Consider the following 16,849-nt stretch of genomic DNA (forward strand, 5'->3'; position numbering starts at 1 on the left):
TATCGTTTTTAGTAATAAAAAGCAAGAAAAAACCGAACAAATATTCGCATTTATCATTTTCTTAAAAGCTGTTTTCTCAAAAGATCAAATCCTTGCATAACCGCATTATATCTGATAGCCGCACGGTCTCTGGCAAAATGATATTTTTCTGAAACCACACCATCTTTAGATGAAATAGCGATCCATACTGTTCCTGCAGGGTGACCTTCTAACGTGTCCGGTCCAGCCACTCCGGTGAAAGCTACACTGTAATCTGTTCTTGCTATCTCACGTGCTTGAATGGCCATCTGCTCCACACATTCTTTGCTGACTGTTCCATATTCTGCTAATAGCTCCGGATCAATCTCCAGAAAACCAGCTTTTGTTTGGAGCGAGTAGGTAACGAAGCCGCCTGGAAATACTTCAGATACACCAGCAATATCGCCCAATGCGGCTTGGAAGGCACCGGCTGTCAAGCTTTCCGCCGCTGTTACAGTCTGCTTGTTTTCTTTCAGCAGTTCCACTACGACTTTTGCTAACGAATTATCATCGCCATATCCATAAAAATATTCTCCTACTCGTTCTTGAATCTTTTCTTCCAATGCTAAAAGAGCTTGATTTCCTGCCTGAACATCCTTTGTTTTCACTGTTAGACGCAATGTCACTTCATTTGGTTTGGCATAAGGAGCGATCGTTGGATTGATCTGTGTCTCGATTAGATCTTTTAGTTCAGTGACCAGTCGCGATTCACCAATCCCATAAAAGCGCAAAACTTTAGAAATCAGTTTTTCTTCAGAAGGAAAACGTTCCTCTAGTAAAGGACGTACTTGTTCCACAAACATTGGTTTCAACTCATTAGGCGGACCGGGAAGAAGGATATATGCATGTGTATCTGTTTGATAAAAAGTCCCTAAAGCAAGCCCTGTACGATTTGGTAGAGGAACCCCGCCTTCGATGATTTGGGACTGTTGCAAATTGTTTTTGGTCATTTTTCGATGGGTTGTTTCAAAATATGCCAATAATTTTTTGTATCCTTCCGTATTTTGTATGAGAGACTTACCGAGATGAGCCGCAGTTGCTTCTTTTGTCAGGTCATCTTCTGTCGGTCCTAATCCGCCACATAAGAGTATGAGTTCACTTCTTGTTTCAGCTAGAGCAATCAACTCTTCTAAACGCTGCTGATTATCTCCTACGACTGTCTGATAATAAACTTCGATACCTAGATCAGCTAGCTGTTCTGACAAGAAAGTGGCATTCGTATTCACGACTTGTCCTAGTAAAAGTTCTGTTCCGACAGCTATTATTTCTGCTTTCATTACTTCCCGCTCCCTTATATAGTATACGCTGTACTTATATATTTTTTTATTTAAAAAGAGGGCAAGGCTGATCCATGGACCAGCCTCTCCCCAGTTCTTTTTTCATTATATGATCAAATTATTTTCGCTTTATCAAGAACCGACGAATCTGACCATCCACAAAACAATACCTACATTGATCCTTTGAACACGCCGCTATTTTTGATGAAGTAATCCGCACCTGAATAGATAGTAAAGATCAGACAAGCATAAAGCATGATTTGGTCTACTGGAATACTAATCAGATTGAATGGGATATTATTGATAAACAGCAAGATAATAGCAACCATTTGTGTAGCCGTCTTGACTTTTCCCGGCCAAGCAGCAGCCATGACTTCTCCATGTTCGACAAGTAGTAAACGTAAGCCTGTGACGGCTAATTCGCGGCAGACAATAATCGCGACTACCCAACCTGGGGCCTTTCCTTGGTCAACCAACATGATAAAAGCGGTCATAACTAGCATTTTATCTGCCAGTGGGTCCGCAAATTTGCCAAAGTTAGTGACAAGACCTCGTGCACGGGCAATTTTTCCGTCTAACCAGTCTGTGATGCTGGCTAATGCAAAAATAACTGCGCCTACTAGCTGCGTGACAGCCAGTGTGGTGTCCCCTACGTTAAGTTGTCCCCAATCTAACGGTAATCCTACAACCAAAATAAAAATCGGGATCATACAAATTCTAAGTACAGTTAATTTATTTGGTAAATTCACATTATCGACTCCTTTCTTCCCTATTCTACGTGACTATCCGCGAAGTTTCCACCGATATTATTTACTTTTCCGAACGAATTTATTCAACGGAGCATTTTTATTGAAACTGATCTTTTGGAAATAACGAAGAAGGACCGCGACACAGATTTGTCACGATCCTTCTTTTTTATGCCTACAAGTAAATAGATGAATAAACTCATTTATACGATCACTCTGCGTATTGGAGAGTCAGGTTCACATTTTTAGGACTCTGATTGTTTTCCCCTGGATTAACTGGTACGGATTCTCCATTCGCTTTGATCGTCGCATTGCTTGCTGCACCGATCGTAATGGTCGCATTGGCTGCTGTTTCCGGTAACACGGTACTTTGTGTTTCATTTGCTGCCAGTGTTCCTTGATAAACATAGGCATTGTCTACTAGCACACCGATCCACACACGATTGACAGCGGTAAACTCAAGGGTGACAGGCTTGGTAGCATCTGTAATATTTACTGCGATGGCACTGCCGGAATCCTCTCCTGCAGCTATTGCCATTTTCTTTTCTTCACTTGATTCTGTTGTTGACTCTACTGTAGAAGACTCTTGGGTCTGCGTACTTTGCTCTGAGGAAGAGGACTCCTCGACTGATCCTTCTACTTTGAGCGAAGAAGCTGTATCGCCGATTATTGGATCAGCTTGACGATCTTGCCAAGTCATATAGCCTACGACAACGACGATCGCCAAAGCGACCAATCCTAATAAAATAACAGGAAGACTTGTCCAAAAACGACTTGGATGCGATTCTTCTTGATGTATTGCTTTTCTGGAAGTACTTACTGTTTCAGGCTGCGGACGTTCAGGGACCGATCCTGTCAATTTGCTTTTTCCATCAAAAACATCGACTAAATGGTCTCCATCTTCTCCTACAGCTTCAGCGTATTGCCTAATAAACGCCCGTACGTAAAACTTACCAGGCAATTGATCAAAATCATCATTGTCGATTGCTTCCAAATAACGTTTTTGAATTTTTGTAATCTGCTGTAATTCATCTAAAGATATCTTTTTATTCAGGCGTGCTTGCCGTAATTTTTCTCCGATGGTTTCAAAAGCCACTCGTTCATCTTCTCCAGTCTGTTTGATTCTCCGAAGCATCTGCTGTTGCAACGAAAGACGTTATGTTTGGGGGCTGTGACAAAAGAAGTCGTGTCACAGCTCCTTTTTCCGTTTGTTTCTCTAATACTCAGATCAGAACGCTGATTTCACAACCTCTTCCTTAAACGGTGTTCAAAAGCTTGCATCTTCGGTAATAAGCCCAACCAAACGAAAAATAGGAGGAGCTATTTTTATTTGGCTGTTCTTATTACTTGATGCATAACAGCTTTTTCACAACCTCTTGGTACACGGTGTTCCAGAAGTAGCTTCTTCGGCAATAAGCCGAAATATCACAAAAATTTGAGAAGCAATTTTCGTAAATTCCTTCTTATTTCTTGAAGCTGACCGCTTCTGTCACAACCTCTTTGATTACTTCGTTTGATTTTATTTTAATATAAGTTGATTAAAAGAGAGCATGATTTGTTTTATTTTCTCATTAATATTTCCAACACATCTAAGAATACCATAAAAGCTGGTTTTGGAGGAGGTTCTTGCTACAAGTCTAAAACGAAATTTAAGACTTTTCTCCATAAAACACTGGTTTATTTTGGTCTCATATAAAACTCACTGAAGGCCTCTTCACTTATAAATGCTTCTCCAGCTGCCAGTACGTCTTTCATTTGGATCGAATCGATGATTTCAGGAAGATCAAATAATGTTCGATCACCAAATAAACTTTGCGTAAATTGATTAGCAATATATTCGATTGAATTCAATGATTGGAAATATTGTCCAAGCATTTTCTTCTTCAGCAAATCGAGATTCATTTCTGACACTTCAGGATCATCAGCGAATCCAAGAATGATTTCTTTGACTTTTTCTGCTGCTTTCTCTGGTTCATCCGTATCTCCGCTGAAGTCCGCAAAGTGAAATTCACGATCCAAGCTAAATTCAAAGCCAAAGCTGTCATCGATAATTCCTTGGTTGTACATAGCTAGATAGTTTCGAGAAGTATTACCTAAAATCATTTGGAACAACAGATTGATAGCTGTTTTATAACGTAGTAGTTCTGTTCCTTCTTGCGGCAATGTGTCTAATCCTTTAATACCAAGTACAAATTTATCTCGTGTAATGGCTGCTTCTAATGCACTTTGTTTGATGATTTCTTTTGTGTTTTCTGGGAAATAACGTACAATTTCTTGCTTTGGCGGGAAATTTTTTGCTTCTTGGTTTTCCCGAATAAGTTTCATCAATTTCTCAGGCTCCATCTTACCAACTACAAATAAAACCATATTGCTTGGCTGATAAAACGTCCGATAGCACGTATACAAGTCTTGAGCTGTGATTTTGTCGATACTTTCAACCGTGCCCGCAATATCGATATGCAACGGGTGTGCAGGATACAAATTATTTAGTATACCAAAAAACATCCGCCAGTTAGGGTCGTCTTCATACATTTGGATTTCCTGACCGATGATTCCTTTTTCCTTGTTTACAGTTTCTTCTGTAAAGTAAGGTGCTTGTACGAAGTCGATCAGGGTCGTCAGATTCTTTTCTACCTGATCAGTTGTAGAGAACAGATAACTAGTTTTCGTAAAACTCGTGAAAGCATTAGCGGAAGCACCTTGCTGTCCAAATAATTGAAAGACATCACCGTCTTCTTTTTCAAACAGCTTGTGTTCTAAGAAATGAGCGATGCCATCTGGGACTTTCACTTTTTCTTTTTCACCATAGGGAATAAATTCGTTATCGATCGAACCATAATTCGTACTGAACAAACCATATGTCTTGTGATAGTCGTTTTTAGGTAACAAATACACGGTCAAACCGTTTGGCAGTACTTCATGATAAAGCGTTTCATTGATTTGCTCATATTCTGTTTTATTCATTTGCATTTCCTCCTGCTAAAAAGAAGATTGCTTGCAATTCGATTTGCTCAGCTACTTGTTGTATCTCTTTGATCGTTACACTCTCCATACGTTTCAACCATTCTTCATCAGATAATTTTGTTTCCGGCAGCCAGCTGTCCAAAAAAGAAGCTTCGATTGCCGCTTGCGGAGAGTCTAGAGAAAGCAGGTATTGGTTTCTTAGCATCGCTTTTGTCTGAGCTAGTTCCAAATCTGTTATTTCACCGTTTCGCAAGCTTTCTAATTGCTCGTGGATCAGGCGAAGTACTTGATTTCGGTTTTTTTCATCGATACCGGTCTGGACACTCATGAACCCTCGGAATGTATCCACGCTGCTAGAGGCATAATAAGCTAGACTTTCTTTCTCTCTCACATTCATGAACAGTTTGGAGTGAGGAAACCCGCCAAATAAACCGTTGAAGACCATTAGCGCAAAACGTTCTGGCTCATCATAATACACATTTGTCTGATAAGCTAGATTCAGCTTTGCTTGAACGATTGGCTCACGGACTTGTCGTTCCTTGACGATATTCACTTGAGGCTGGGTATAAAACAAGTCTGGATGAGCTGTTTCACGCGGCTCAAATGGTAATTGCCCAACAGCTTCGGCTGCTTTGTCCGGATCAACATCGCCGACAACAAAAATGTCAATTTGATCGTTTGCCATCATTTCTTGATAGTAAGCCGCTAGCGAACGAGCAGTGATCTTGTCTAGTTCTTCCACTACGCCTAAACTTGGGATTTTTTGTTCCGGGCTGTTTTCAAAATAAAGTTCTTGCAGTGCATAGGAAGCAAAAGTTTGTTTATCTTCCTTCAAACTTTCCAAATAGAGACGCAGATTGTTCTGTTCCAAGTCAAACGTCAACTGATCAAACTGTTGATTTTTGATATTTGGATAAAATAAAACTTCTTTTAAAAAATCCACCGCTTGAGAGAAAAGGTTCGGATCATTGACATATTCGCCGTTCACAAAGCTGATTCCTGCGTTTAGCCAATGCAAGTTCCCTTTTTTTCTTACTGATAGTCCGAAGCTTGCACCATAAAGCTCAGCAAGTTTCGCACTTAACTTTGTCTGATCCGGATAATTCAAACTATTTGTTTCCAGCATACTGCTGAGTAGTGAACGTTTTGTAATGACTTCTTGTTGCAGACGTGCAGTAAAACGGATAAAAATCCGAATCGTTTTGTATTGTTTTGTTGGTAAGACATGAAGATTCACGCCTTCTGCCAATTGATACACCATATTTATATGCTCCTTTTCATAGATGATTGTCCCTTACTCTTTTAGTAGGACAATCGGCTTTTTTTACTTATGCATCTGCTTGAATATATAAGTTCAGGCAATTCGCCGATTTTTCTAAATGATGTTACACTTTATAGTATAGCATAGAAGTTTTTTATCAAAAGAGACAGACTGCTAAAAGCGTATATCGTTTTTTTATTTTTTATTTTTCGATATACTAAAGACATACAAAAGAAGGGAGGGTCATTCATGATCAAAGAATTTAGAGAGTTCATCATGCGTGGAGATGTCTTGGATCTTGCTGTCGGTGTTGTTATCGGGAGTGCGTTTACAAGTATCGTAAACCAAGTGGTACAAGGATTAATCACTCCGCTAATTGGTTGGATTGTCGCTATGATCACAGGAACTTCTGATTTAGAAGGAGCACTTTCTATTCTTGATTGGTCGCCGACAAAAGGTGTCACATTTGCGTTTGGTAACGTTATTAGTGCTATCATTACATTCCTGATTACTGGTTTTGTCTTATTCTTAGTTGTCAAAGCGGCAAACCGTGCGAAGAATTTACGCGCCAAAGAAGCAGAAGAAGAAGTGGAAGAAACACCTACCGCAGAAGATTATCTTAGTGACATACGCGATCTTCTTGCTAAACAAGTGGCAGAAGACAATACGCATCCGGTAGAGCAAACAAATCTTTCAGATACTTCTAAATAATGAAGAATCTAAAAAAAGAAAGCCGATTTCAGTGTCGGCTTTCTTTTTTTAGATTCTTAACTTGTTACCTGTTCTTTTTTCATGTCGATATGCGGAATATCATCTTCCAAATACACATCTGAGATTGCCTTGAATCCAAACGACTCATAAAAGGCCTGTAGATATTCTTGTGCACCGATCACAATTGGTTTTTCTGGAAATTTTTTCTGGATCATGTTGATCGTTTCTTGGACAATCTTTCTTCCTAAGCCGTCTTTACGGTTATTCTGATGAACAAGAACGCGACCAAAATGGATGCTCTCTGCTTCTTCATATACCCGCGTATAGGCAAGGATCTTCCCATCAGTATCTTGGAAATACGTATGCCAAGCTTGTCCATCGATGTCATCAACTTCTTGATAAGGACACTGCTGTTCCACAACAAAGACTGCAATCCGTTCTTTGACGATTGCATAAAACTCTGCTGTCGACAATTCTTCAAATTTCTTTACCTGATATTCCACTAAGTAAACGCCTCCTACTTTTTTATTATTAGCATACCGATTCATACACAAAAAAGCAAACGAACCTTACGAATCTCAGGCTCGTTTGCTTTTTAAACTGCTTCAGTTAAAAATTCGATTTCAACTGTCCGAGTAAGTACATCTGAATAGCTGTAAGATACTCGTTCAAAAGAATTTTCTTCAGGATCCAAGTCAACAACGAATACTGAAGGATAGGTTTCTGTTAAAACGCCGCGGCGTTCTGTTTGACGCTTTCTTCCTGTCTGAGCAACCAACATGATTGGGCTGCCGATACGACCTTCTAAATCTTTCTTGATTGAAGCTAAAGTTGTTGGCATACAGTTCACCTCTACTACCAACTATACCACATATTTTTAAAATTTTCAAGTTTACCATAAAAAAAAAAGAAATGCAATAAAAATAAATAAGAAGCTCATTAAGATTTTTCTAAATTATTCTTCATTATAAAATTTCAAGTGTTTTTTTATTTTGAGTTTTACCCTTCCATATGCACTCATCACTTGCTTGTGATCCATTGACAAACATTCAGCCATCTCTGCAAAATCAACCCCTTGCATGTAATAATGAAAAATTTGTGCTTCTTTTTTTGAAAATCGGATCTCGCAATTTTCGATTGCTTCTTTTAATAAAAGATGCTGAATCGCTAAAGGTTCCTGCAAGGTGATCTCTGCTAAAAAATCTGGTCCTTCTGTCTCTATTTTTTGGTCGATCGAGACTTCGTCTTTTTGGTCACGGCGCTTCAGCGCGTTCTGTTTTCTCAATAAAGAATAAATTTGATTGCTTATGATACTTTTATAATAACTTCCAAAGCTAACTCCTTTGCTTTTTTCGTAAGTTCTCAATGCCTGATATAAAGCGATCCTCGCTTCTTGTTCCCAATCCTCAGTAACATAATTTCTTAAATAATAGGTGTTTTTCAAACGTAGTAAGAGTGGAAAATATTTTTGATACAGGGCAGCAAATGCTTCTTCGTCACCATTACGTGCAGCGCGCAATAACTCCTCAGACATAAAATAATTCCTCCATAAATTCGTTTATGGAGGAATCTTATCATCAATGATTCATCGAACTGATTAGAACGATATGTTATTTATTTTTTCTCATTAAATCGTCCAATTTTTGGGACAATTTTTTTAACTGCTCTTCATTCCACGGAGAATTACGTCGGAAATCAACAAAATGCATATCTTTATTTTCTTGGGCTATTGTTTTTTCCGTTTTTTTAATCGTTTTATATAATTCATAAGCAGAAGTCCGCAACGCCCCCTGAGAAAAAATCATCCACTGTTCTGCTAAATCGCTTGTCGCCACTGTTACTTGTGTCAAACGATCATTCAGCTGCCCAGCGATTCTCTCGATATAACTGTCAGCCGTTTCATCTTCTTTCGTAAAAACAACATCCAACTGATATTTCCTATAATTTTGCTGGATGCCCGGTACTAATTGAGCATCGAAGACAACGATGACTTCCAGACCTTCATATTTCGCATAATTTGATAAACGATGCAAAAGAGCTTCTCTTGCATCTGCCATTTTGTCCTGCTTTTTAAGCTGGACCAGTTCCGGCCACGAACCGATCATGTTGTAGCCATCTACAATCAACAGCTGTTTTTTCATGACCTACTCCCCCTGACGTTGGGAAAAAGCCTGATACATCAGCAATCCAGCGGCAACACTGGCATTTAAACTTTGGACGTGCCCAGTCATTGGGATCGTCAGTAATTCATCCATTTCTTTTTTCAATCCTAGACTCATTCCTTTGCCTTCATTACCAATAACTAAAGCAATGGATCCTTTGGCATTCCATTTTTGGAAGTTTGTGCCGGTCATATCTGTGCCAAATACCCAAAATCCTGTCTCTTTGAGCTGCTGCACAGCTTGTACCAAATTCGTCACACGTGCAACAGGCACATATTCCACTGCACCAGTGGAAGTCTTTGTTACGATAGGCGTGATTCCAACTGCTCGGTGTTTTGGTATGATCACACCATCAACGCCACTTGCGTCTGCTGTCCGTAAAATCGACCCAAAATTGTGTGGATCTTCGATGCTATCCAAAATCAAAAAGAAGGGGTCTTCTTTTTTCTCTTTTGTTCGTTCAATCAGTTGGTCAAGGGATAAATATTCATAAGGTGTAATCGCAAGAACGACTCCTTGATGCACGCCATGATCGCTCAAAGTTTCTAATTTTTGTTTAGGGACCCATTTGACCGGTACAGCTTGCTCACGTGCGATTTCTTTCAGTTCTTCTACTTTTTCTCCTCGTGAATCTTCTTGAAGAAAGAGTTTATTCCCTCGCCCTTGTTGTAGCGCTTCTACTGCGGCATGGTGTCCAAAGACGAAATTATCTTCTAATGCTTCTTCATTTTGATCAGAAACTGACTGATTTCGTCCAGTTTGCTTTTTATTTGGATATCTATTTTGTTTTTTATCTTCAAATCCACGTTTCGATTGATGTTTGTTTGTTCTTTCTTTACCCATTTTTTTCACCAACTTTCTGAATACACCAGCGGATCAATTCTTCCATCCGCTCGGTTTGTTTTGTCAAATGCAGATAGCCCACCAGTGCTTCGAATCCTGTTGCGACCCGGTAAGTCGTAACATCAGCATTTTTTGCACTCGTATGGCTTTTGGCATTTCTTCCTCTGCGATAATAAAGCTCTTCTTCTTCTGTCAAAAGATGTTCCTCCAACATTTGCTGAATCAAAAAAGCTTGTGCATTCGCAGAAACATAATTCGTTGCCGCACGATGCAGCTTATTGGGTTTTGTTTCTCCTTGATCGATCAGGTGGTCACGAACATAGATTTCGTAAATCGCATCTCCCACGTAAGCCAAGGCTAAACCGTTCAATTGTGTGTAATCTCTCATGCTTCTCTTCTCCATCGGGTTCCTTGGGGTGTATCTTCTAATAAGATCCCTTTTTCTTTCAACAAATCACGGATTTCGTCGCTTCGGGCAAAATCACGATTGCTTCTTGCTTGATTTCGTTCTTCGATCAATTGTTCAATCTCTTCATCCAATAATTCTTCTGCTGTAAATAAAATACCGAAGATCGAAAGCCATTGCGAGAATAAAGCTTCTCCCTGTGCCAAGACAGTGGCAGAAACTTCCGGCTGGTCTAGATAAGTGTTCAGCCATTTAGCAAGCTCATAGACCACTGTGATCCCATTTGCTGCATTAAAATCATCATCCATTTCTTCGATGAATCGCTGTTCCAAATTTTCTAACAAAGTGATTTTATCCGCATCATCTGCCAAAGTCTCTGAGGCAGTTTCTTGGCGGAATTTCAAATTGTCAAACGTATTCTTCAGTCGTTGTAAATTGGTGGCTGCTTCTTTCATCGTCGTTTCACTGTAACGGATCGGACGACGGTATTGTGTGGTCGCCATGAAGAAACGCAAGACTTGTGGATCGACGTTTTGGATCATTTCATGTACAGTGATGAAATTCCCTAGAGATTTACTCATTTTTTCATCGTCTTCGCCAATCGTTACATAGCCATTGTGCATCCAGTAATTAGCGAATTTTTTCCCTGTTTTCGCTTCACTTTGTGCGATTTCATTTTCGTGATGAGGAAATTCCAAATCTTGCCCGCCACCATGGATATCGATGGTTTCGCCTAAATGTTTTGTTGCCATGACGGAACATTCGATGTGCCAACCGGGACGTCCTTTGCCCCATGATGAATCCCAAGAAATCTCGCCAGGTTTTGCTTGTTTCCATAAAGCAAAATCTAATGGGTCTTCTTTTTGCTGCTGTTCTTCCCCTGTACGCTGACTTGCGCCGACTTCCAATTCATCGATGGATTGGTCACTTAATTTCCCATAGTTTTCAAATTTACGGGTACGGTAATACACATCACCTGAAGATTCATAAGCATAGCCTTTTTCAACCAACACTTGAATAAATGCTAAAATATCTGGCATATGGTCCATGACTCTTGGATGCAGTGTAGCAGGCTCGACATTCAACGCTTTCGTATCTTCTTCAAATGCTCGGATGAAACGATCAGCGACTTCTGGTGCTGTGATGCCTAATTCGTTTGCTGTACGGATGATTTTATCGTCTACATCCGTGAAATTCGATACGAAATCGACTTTATAGCCTCGATATTCAAAATAGCGTCGAATCGTATCGAAAGCAATGGTGCTACGAGCATTTCCGATATGGATATAATTATACACAGTCGGTCCGCAGACATACATACCGACATGTCCCTTTTGTATAGGGATGAATTCTTCTTTTTTTCTGGTCAATGTATTGTAGATTTTTATCATTCTGATCTCCTCACTTTTTCTCCTTTGATTCGAACGACTTTTGCTGGTACTCCTACCGCTGTAGCGTCGTCTGGAACATCTTTCAACACAACGGCACCTGCACCGATTTTTGCGTTTTTTCCGATCGTTACCGGTCCTAATATCTGCGCATTCGCAGAGAGCATGGCTCCTTGTTTGACCGTTGGGTGTCTTTTACCTGTTTCTTTTCCCGTACCGCCTAATGTTACGCCATGGAACAAAATCACATCATCCTCGATTTCTGCAGTTTCGCCAATGACGATCCCCATTCCATGGTCGATGAACACACCTGTTCCAATCGTTGCTCCTGGATGGATTTCAACACCTGTCAGGAATCGCCAAAATTGAGCATTGATCTTCGCCAATAAAAAGAGGCGATGCTGATATAAAAAATGAGAGAAACGATGCCAAAACAAAGCATGAAAACCAGGATAGGTCAAAACGATCTCCGCTGTCGAACGTGCAGCCGGATCGTTTCTCTTTGCTGCATCAATCGCTCGGGCAAACCAACTCATGACTTTCCACTCCTTTCGTAAGTATTTTATGTAGGAAAACAGCTTCTTATAAAGAAAAGAAGCGCCTTTTAAATAAGTTTCCTTATCAAAAGACGCTTTCCGCGTGGTTCCACTTTTCTTCATAATCAACGATTATCTCTGACAGCTAACGCCTGTTATACGTTCTTGGCTACTTCGTTTCCTGTAAAACAGTTTTTCCTGTTTTCTGTGTTTTCGCCAAGACCACTCCCAGAGGCATTTCGGCAACCATTCATTGATACCTTGCACCACCCGGTATCTCTCTTGTAATGATCAGCTGCTTACTTTTTTCTGTTCATCGTGTTTAGTTCAGTACTTGATTTAAATGTGCTAATGATTTTTCACGACCAAGCAATTCGATCGTTTCAGGCAATTCTGGGCCATGCATTTGTCCTGATACAGCTACACGGATCGGCATGAAAAGATTTTTCCCTTTTACGCCAGTTTCTTTTTGAACGGCTTTGATGGCAGCTTTTACAGTTGGAGCATCTACTACTTCCATTTGTTCTAGCTGTGCTTTAAATGCGTGGAGAACAGTAGGAACTGTTTCACCAGCAAGTACTTCTTTTGCTGCTTCATTCAATACAGGATGTTCATTGAAAAATAGCGTAGACAGATCAACGATTTCTGCAGCATAGCTCATTTGAGGTTGATACAGGCTAACGATCTTCTTCACCCATTCGATTGTCTTTTCATCTGGGTTTTCTGCTACACGTCCATCAGCGATTAGATAAGGCAGACACATGTCAGTAAATGCATCTAGATCCATTGCTTTGATGTAATGGTTGTTTACCCATTGCAGTTTTTTCGCATCGAAAGCTGCGGGTGATTTACTTAGGCGTTTTGGATCGAACATTTTGATCAATTCTTGGTGTTCGAAGATTTCGTCTTCGCCCACAGGTGACCAGCCCAATAATGCAATAAAGTTGAACATTGCATCTGGTAGATAACCTAATTCGCGATATTGTTCGATAAATTGTAAGATTGATTCGTCACGTTTGCTTAGTTTTTTGCCTGTTTCACTGTTGATGATCAACGTCATATGTCCGAATGTTGGTGGCGTCCAGCCAAATGCTTCATAGATCATCAGTTGTTTTGGTGTATTGGCAATATGGTCATCTCCACGTAAAACGTGAGTGATTTTCATCAAATGATCATCGACCGCAACAGCAAAGTTATAGGTTGGCATACCATCGCGTTTTTGGATGACAAAGTCGCCGCCGATATTATCGGATTCGAACGAAATAGCGCCTTTTACCATATCTGTAAATGCGTATTCTGTATTGCGAGGCACACGGAAACGTACAACAGATTCTAGACCTTGTGCTTCTTTTTCTGCTTGTTCTTCAGGTGTCAAGTTCGCACATGTTCCTGCGTAATGAGGCATTTCTCCTCTTGCGCGTTGTGCTTCCCGTTCTGCTTCTAATTCTTCTTCTGTGCAATAGCATTTGTATGCTCGATTGCTAGCAAGCAACTGATCAATCAGCGGTTGATAGATTTCTTTACGTTCAGATTGACGGTAAGGGCCATATTCTCCAGGATTTTCAGGAGATTCATCCCAATCCATTCCCAACCAAGCAAGGTTTTCCAACTGGCTTTTTTCGCCATCTTCGATATTACGTTTTTGGTCAGTATCCTCAATACGAATAATAAAGTCTCCATCATTGTGGCGGGCAAACAAATAATTGAACAATGCAGTTCTTGCATTTCCAATATGCAGGTGCCCAGTTGGACTTGGTGCATAGCGTACGCGTACTTTCGTCATTTTCTTCCTCTTCTTTCAAACTAGACTTTGACTAACAGTAAAAATTCCGTCAGTTACGGCTTCTCAAATATCATTTATTTAAAGCCACTCAGCACAAATTTTACCTTTTCTAAGGTAAATAGTAAAGCCAACTGGTTGAATTTCCTTACCAGTTGGCTGAATTTCTTTTTTATTTTGATTGTTTTGTCTTTTTCTCTGTCTCTTTTTTATTATCGATTCCTCGTCCTGCATGGGCAGGTTTAGCAAAGATCATACGTCCAGCAGCTGTTTGAAGGGCGCTTGTCACAACGACTTCGATACGTTCATTCATATAATGCTGTCCATCTTCTACGACAACCATCGTGCCGTCATCAAGGTAGGCTACCCCTTGTTGGCGTTCTGTCCCAGCTTTTACTACTAGAACATTCATCGTTTCGCCAGGAATGACGACTGGTTTCACGGCATTTGCCAACGCATTGATATTAAGAACAGGTACATTTTGGAATTCAGAGACTTTATTCAAGTTATAGTCATTGGTTACGATGACACCGTCTAAAAGCTTGGCTAATTTGATCAATTTGCTGTCTACTTCGCTGATATCTTCAAAGTCTCCATCGTACATTTCGACAGATATACCTTCTTCTTTTTGCAAAGCATTTAGGATATCTAATCCGCGACGACCACGCACACGTTTCAAACTATCCCCTGAGTCCGCGATGTATTGTAGTTCGTAAAGAACAAAATTAGGGATCATCAAGGTTCCTTCTAAGAATCCAGTCTTTGTAATATCATAAATCCGACCATCAATAATCACGCTTGTATCCAAGATTTTATATTTATGGAAATTTTCTCCTGATTTTCGTTCTAACAGTTGGCTCTCCACTTGGCTAGCTGTTTCTTGCTCGATTTTTTTACTTCGTGAACCAAAGACTTTCTTCCATTCTTCGATTCGTGTCGTTCCCATTCTCAATCCCAAATAACCTAAGATGATCATCAGTAAAATCGGCAATACACTATTGACGAATGGAATTTCCATATTGTAAAGAGGGGTTGAGATCACAACGCCTAAAGTCAATCCGATGATCGCACCGATCGCACCGAAGAGAAGATAAGTCAAACTGACCTCGCTTAGTTTTTGTTCTACTTGTTTGATAATAGCTGAGATATGTTTGGCCAACAGCAAAGATAATAAAAAGAAAATAAGTGCGCCTAACAAGCTGTTGGTAAATGTATTATTCAGCCACCCATTTGACTGTTGACCGATTGCCTGCCAAGCTGAGGGTAAAAATGAAATACCCAAGCTTGCGCCGACAATGATCATCAGCAACGTAATGACACGTTTTTGCATCGTTTTTCCTCCGTTTCGACAATCATTTATTATTTAGCGGAACACACGCTTCAACGTTTCAGCCAAAGTTGCTACTCCAACGATCTCGATTCCTTTTGGCGCTTCCCAGTTGCCTAAGTTGTTTTTAGGCAGGTAAACTTTTGTGAAGCCGAGTTTTTGGACTTCTTTGACCCGTTGTTCAATATGACTGACACGTCTGATTTCTCCAGTCAGTCCGATTTCACCGATGAAACATTCCGTCGGCTGTGTTCCTTTTTCTTTGTAGCTTGAAGCAATACTGACAGCGATAGCTAAATCAATCGCTGGTTCATTTAATTTTACCCCACCTGCAGCTTTTAAGTAAGCATCTTGATTCTGAAGAAGTAATCCAGCTCTTTTTTCCAGCACTGCCATGATCAGAGATACACGATTGAAATCAAGACCTGTTGTTGTTCGCTTAGCATTTCCGAACATAGTAGGTGTGACTAATGCTTGGATCTCTACCAAAATTGGACGTGTTCCTTCCATTGCCACAACGATAGCAGAGCCAGTCGCACCGTCTAGGCGTTCCTCTAAGAAAATCTGTGAAGGGTTAGCGACTTCTTCCAATCCATGCTCATGCATTTCAAAAATCCCAATCTCGTTCGTTGAGCCAAATCGGTTTTTTACCGCTCGTAAAATTCGGAAACTATGATGTTGTTCACCTTCAAAATATAACACTGTATCCACCATATGCTCTAACATTCTTGGACCGGCGATCGAACCTTCTTTCGTAACATGACCGACGATAAAGATGGCAATCCCATTTGTTTTAGCGATTTTGAGTAATTCTGCAGTGGTTTCTCTTACTTGGCTGACGCTTCCTGCCACACTTGTGATGTCTGGCTGCGTCATCGTTTGGATGGAATCAATAATAACATAATCAGGGGAGATATGTTCGATGGCACGACTGATTTCATTCATATCTGTTTCAGCGTATAGATAAAATTCTGTGTTGATACTTCCTAGGCGCTCCGCGCGTAATTTTATCTGTTCTGCGCTTTCTTCGCCGGATACATACAAGACTTTCCCGCCTATGGCTGCTAATTGCTGAGAAACTTGTAATAGCAAAGTGGATTTACCAATACCTGGATCACCACCGATCAAGACCATGGATCCCGGTACCACACCTCCACCTAGCACACGGTTCAGTTCTTCTAATTTCGTTTTGACCCGAGGTTCTTTTTTAGGGACGACGTCTGCGATTTTTGTTGGTTTCGCTTTTTCTCCTGTCAAACTTGTCCGCGTTCTGCGGTCTGTTGTATCTTGTTCGATTTCTTCAACCATCGTATTCCATTTTCCGCAATTTGGGCAGCGCCCCAAGAACTTAGGCGACACATACCCGCAATTTTGGCAAACAAATTGTACTTTTGATTTTTTTGCCATTGTACCGCCTCCTTTTATTCTAA

Annotated in this window: 17 protein-coding genes and 1 other annotated feature; of the genes, 1 reads left to right on the forward strand and 16 read right to left on the reverse strand. The window is 40.3% G+C overall.

Annotated features, from left to right (window positions below):
- Positions 1-53: 53 nt before the first annotated feature.
- The 5 genes from IGJ53_RS13240 to yfmF form a co-directional block, all read right to left on the reverse strand.
- Complete coding sequence (locus IGJ53_RS13240) at positions 54-1,295, reverse strand: competence/damage-inducible protein A (protein WP_010733129.1); 1,242 nt, start codon at positions 1,293-1,295, stop codon at positions 54-56.
- A gap of 170 nt (positions 1,296-1,465) precedes the next feature.
- Positions 1,466-2,044, reverse strand: coding sequence for a CDP-diacylglycerol--glycerol-3-phosphate 3-phosphatidyltransferase (gene pgsA / locus IGJ53_RS13245; protein ID WP_002310442.1), 579 nt, complete (start codon positions 2,042-2,044; stop codon positions 1,466-1,468).
- Positions 2,045-2,252: 208 nt separating this feature from the next.
- A complete protein-coding gene (locus IGJ53_RS13250; protein WP_002310444.1) occupies positions 2,253-3,176 on the reverse strand; it encodes a RodZ domain-containing protein in 924 nt (307 codons plus the stop codon).
- Between the two features lie 542 nt (positions 3,177-3,718).
- A complete protein-coding gene (yfmH, locus tag IGJ53_RS13255) occupies positions 3,719-5,005 on the reverse strand; it encodes an EF-P 5-aminopentanol modification-associated protein YfmH (RefSeq protein WP_010733128.1) in 1,287 nt (428 codons plus the stop codon).
- Positions 4,998-6,266: an EF-P 5-aminopentanol modification-associated protein YfmF gene (gene yfmF / locus IGJ53_RS13260; RefSeq protein ID WP_010733127.1), complete on the reverse strand. Its 1,269-nt coding sequence runs from the start codon at positions 6,264-6,266 to the stop codon at positions 4,998-5,000. Before yfmF ends, yfmH begins: the two co-directional genes overlap by 8 nt.
- A 249-nt stretch (positions 6,267-6,515) precedes the next feature.
- On the opposite strand from yfmF, the gene mscL reads away from it, so the two are divergent.
- A complete protein-coding gene (gene mscL / locus IGJ53_RS13265) occupies positions 6,516-6,977 on the forward strand; it encodes a large conductance mechanosensitive channel protein MscL (protein ID WP_010733126.1) in 462 nt (153 codons plus the stop codon).
- Between the two features lie 56 nt (positions 6,978-7,033).
- On the opposite strand, the gene IGJ53_RS13270 is transcribed toward mscL, so the two are convergent.
- From IGJ53_RS13270 to radA, 11 genes are all read right to left on the reverse strand, one after another.
- The gene (locus tag IGJ53_RS13270; protein WP_002315876.1) at positions 7,034-7,480 is read right to left on the reverse strand and encodes a GNAT family N-acetyltransferase; all 447 of its coding nucleotides are present in this window, start codon (positions 7,478-7,480) and stop codon (positions 7,034-7,036) included.
- Positions 7,481-7,572: 92 nt separating this feature from the next.
- The gene (locus IGJ53_RS13275; RefSeq protein WP_002287434.1) at positions 7,573-7,818 is read right to left on the reverse strand and encodes a Veg family protein; all 246 of its coding nucleotides are present in this window, start codon (positions 7,816-7,818) and stop codon (positions 7,573-7,575) included.
- A gap of 114 nt (positions 7,819-7,932) precedes the next feature.
- The gene (locus IGJ53_RS13280) at positions 7,933-8,511 is read right to left on the reverse strand and encodes a sigma-70 family RNA polymerase sigma factor (RefSeq protein WP_002293088.1); all 579 of its coding nucleotides are present in this window, start codon (positions 8,509-8,511) and stop codon (positions 7,933-7,935) included.
- A gap of 76 nt (positions 8,512-8,587) precedes the next feature.
- Positions 8,588-9,118: an NYN domain-containing protein gene (locus tag IGJ53_RS13285; RefSeq protein WP_002293089.1), complete on the reverse strand. Its 531-nt coding sequence runs from the start codon at positions 9,116-9,118 to the stop codon at positions 8,588-8,590.
- A 3-nt stretch (positions 9,119-9,121) separates the two neighbouring features.
- The gene (rlmB, locus tag IGJ53_RS13290; RefSeq protein ID WP_002373371.1) at positions 9,122-9,982 is read right to left on the reverse strand and encodes a 23S rRNA (guanosine(2251)-2'-O)-methyltransferase RlmB; all 861 of its coding nucleotides are present in this window, start codon (positions 9,980-9,982) and stop codon (positions 9,122-9,124) included.
- Positions 9,975-10,370: a Mini-ribonuclease 3 gene (locus IGJ53_RS13295; RefSeq protein ID WP_438750436.1), complete on the reverse strand. Its 396-nt coding sequence runs from the start codon at positions 10,368-10,370 to the stop codon at positions 9,975-9,977. The genes rlmB and IGJ53_RS13295 overlap by 8 nt, the downstream gene beginning before the upstream one ends.
- Positions 10,367-11,779 carry a cysteine--tRNA ligase gene (cysS, locus tag IGJ53_RS13300; RefSeq protein ID WP_259742253.1) on the reverse strand — a complete coding sequence of 471 codons (1,413 nt, stop codon included), beginning with the start codon at positions 11,777-11,779 and terminating at the stop codon, positions 10,367-10,369. Before cysS ends, IGJ53_RS13295 begins: the two co-directional genes overlap by 4 nt.
- Positions 11,776-12,312 carry a serine O-acetyltransferase EpsC gene (gene epsC, locus IGJ53_RS13305; RefSeq protein WP_002293094.1) on the reverse strand — a complete coding sequence of 179 codons (537 nt, stop codon included), beginning with the start codon at positions 12,310-12,312 and terminating at the stop codon, positions 11,776-11,778. The genes cysS and epsC overlap by 4 nt, the downstream gene beginning before the upstream one ends.
- 85 nt (positions 12,313-12,397) lie before the next feature.
- Positions 12,398-12,638, reverse strand: a binding site (T-box leader).
- The gene (gene gltX / locus IGJ53_RS13310; RefSeq protein ID WP_002293095.1) at positions 12,635-14,095 is read right to left on the reverse strand and encodes a glutamate--tRNA ligase; all 1,461 of its coding nucleotides are present in this window, start codon (positions 14,093-14,095) and stop codon (positions 12,635-12,637) included. It overlaps the preceding feature by 4 nt.
- 169 nt (positions 14,096-14,264) lie before the next feature.
- The gene (locus IGJ53_RS13315) at positions 14,265-15,422 is read right to left on the reverse strand and encodes a PIN/TRAM domain-containing protein (RefSeq protein WP_002287448.1); all 1,158 of its coding nucleotides are present in this window, start codon (positions 15,420-15,422) and stop codon (positions 14,265-14,267) included.
- Positions 15,423-15,455: 33 nt separating this feature from the next.
- Entirely contained in the window at positions 15,456-16,826 is a 1,371-nt protein-coding gene (gene radA / locus IGJ53_RS13320; protein WP_002293096.1) for a DNA repair protein RadA, read from the reverse strand.
- Positions 16,827-16,849: the final 23 nt, after the last annotated feature.

The sequence above is a fragment of the Enterococcus sp. DIV1283b genome (assembly GCF_051710965.1).
In the GTDB taxonomy this organism is placed as follows: domain Bacteria; phylum Bacillota; class Bacilli; order Lactobacillales; family Enterococcaceae; genus Enterococcus_B; species Enterococcus_B lactis.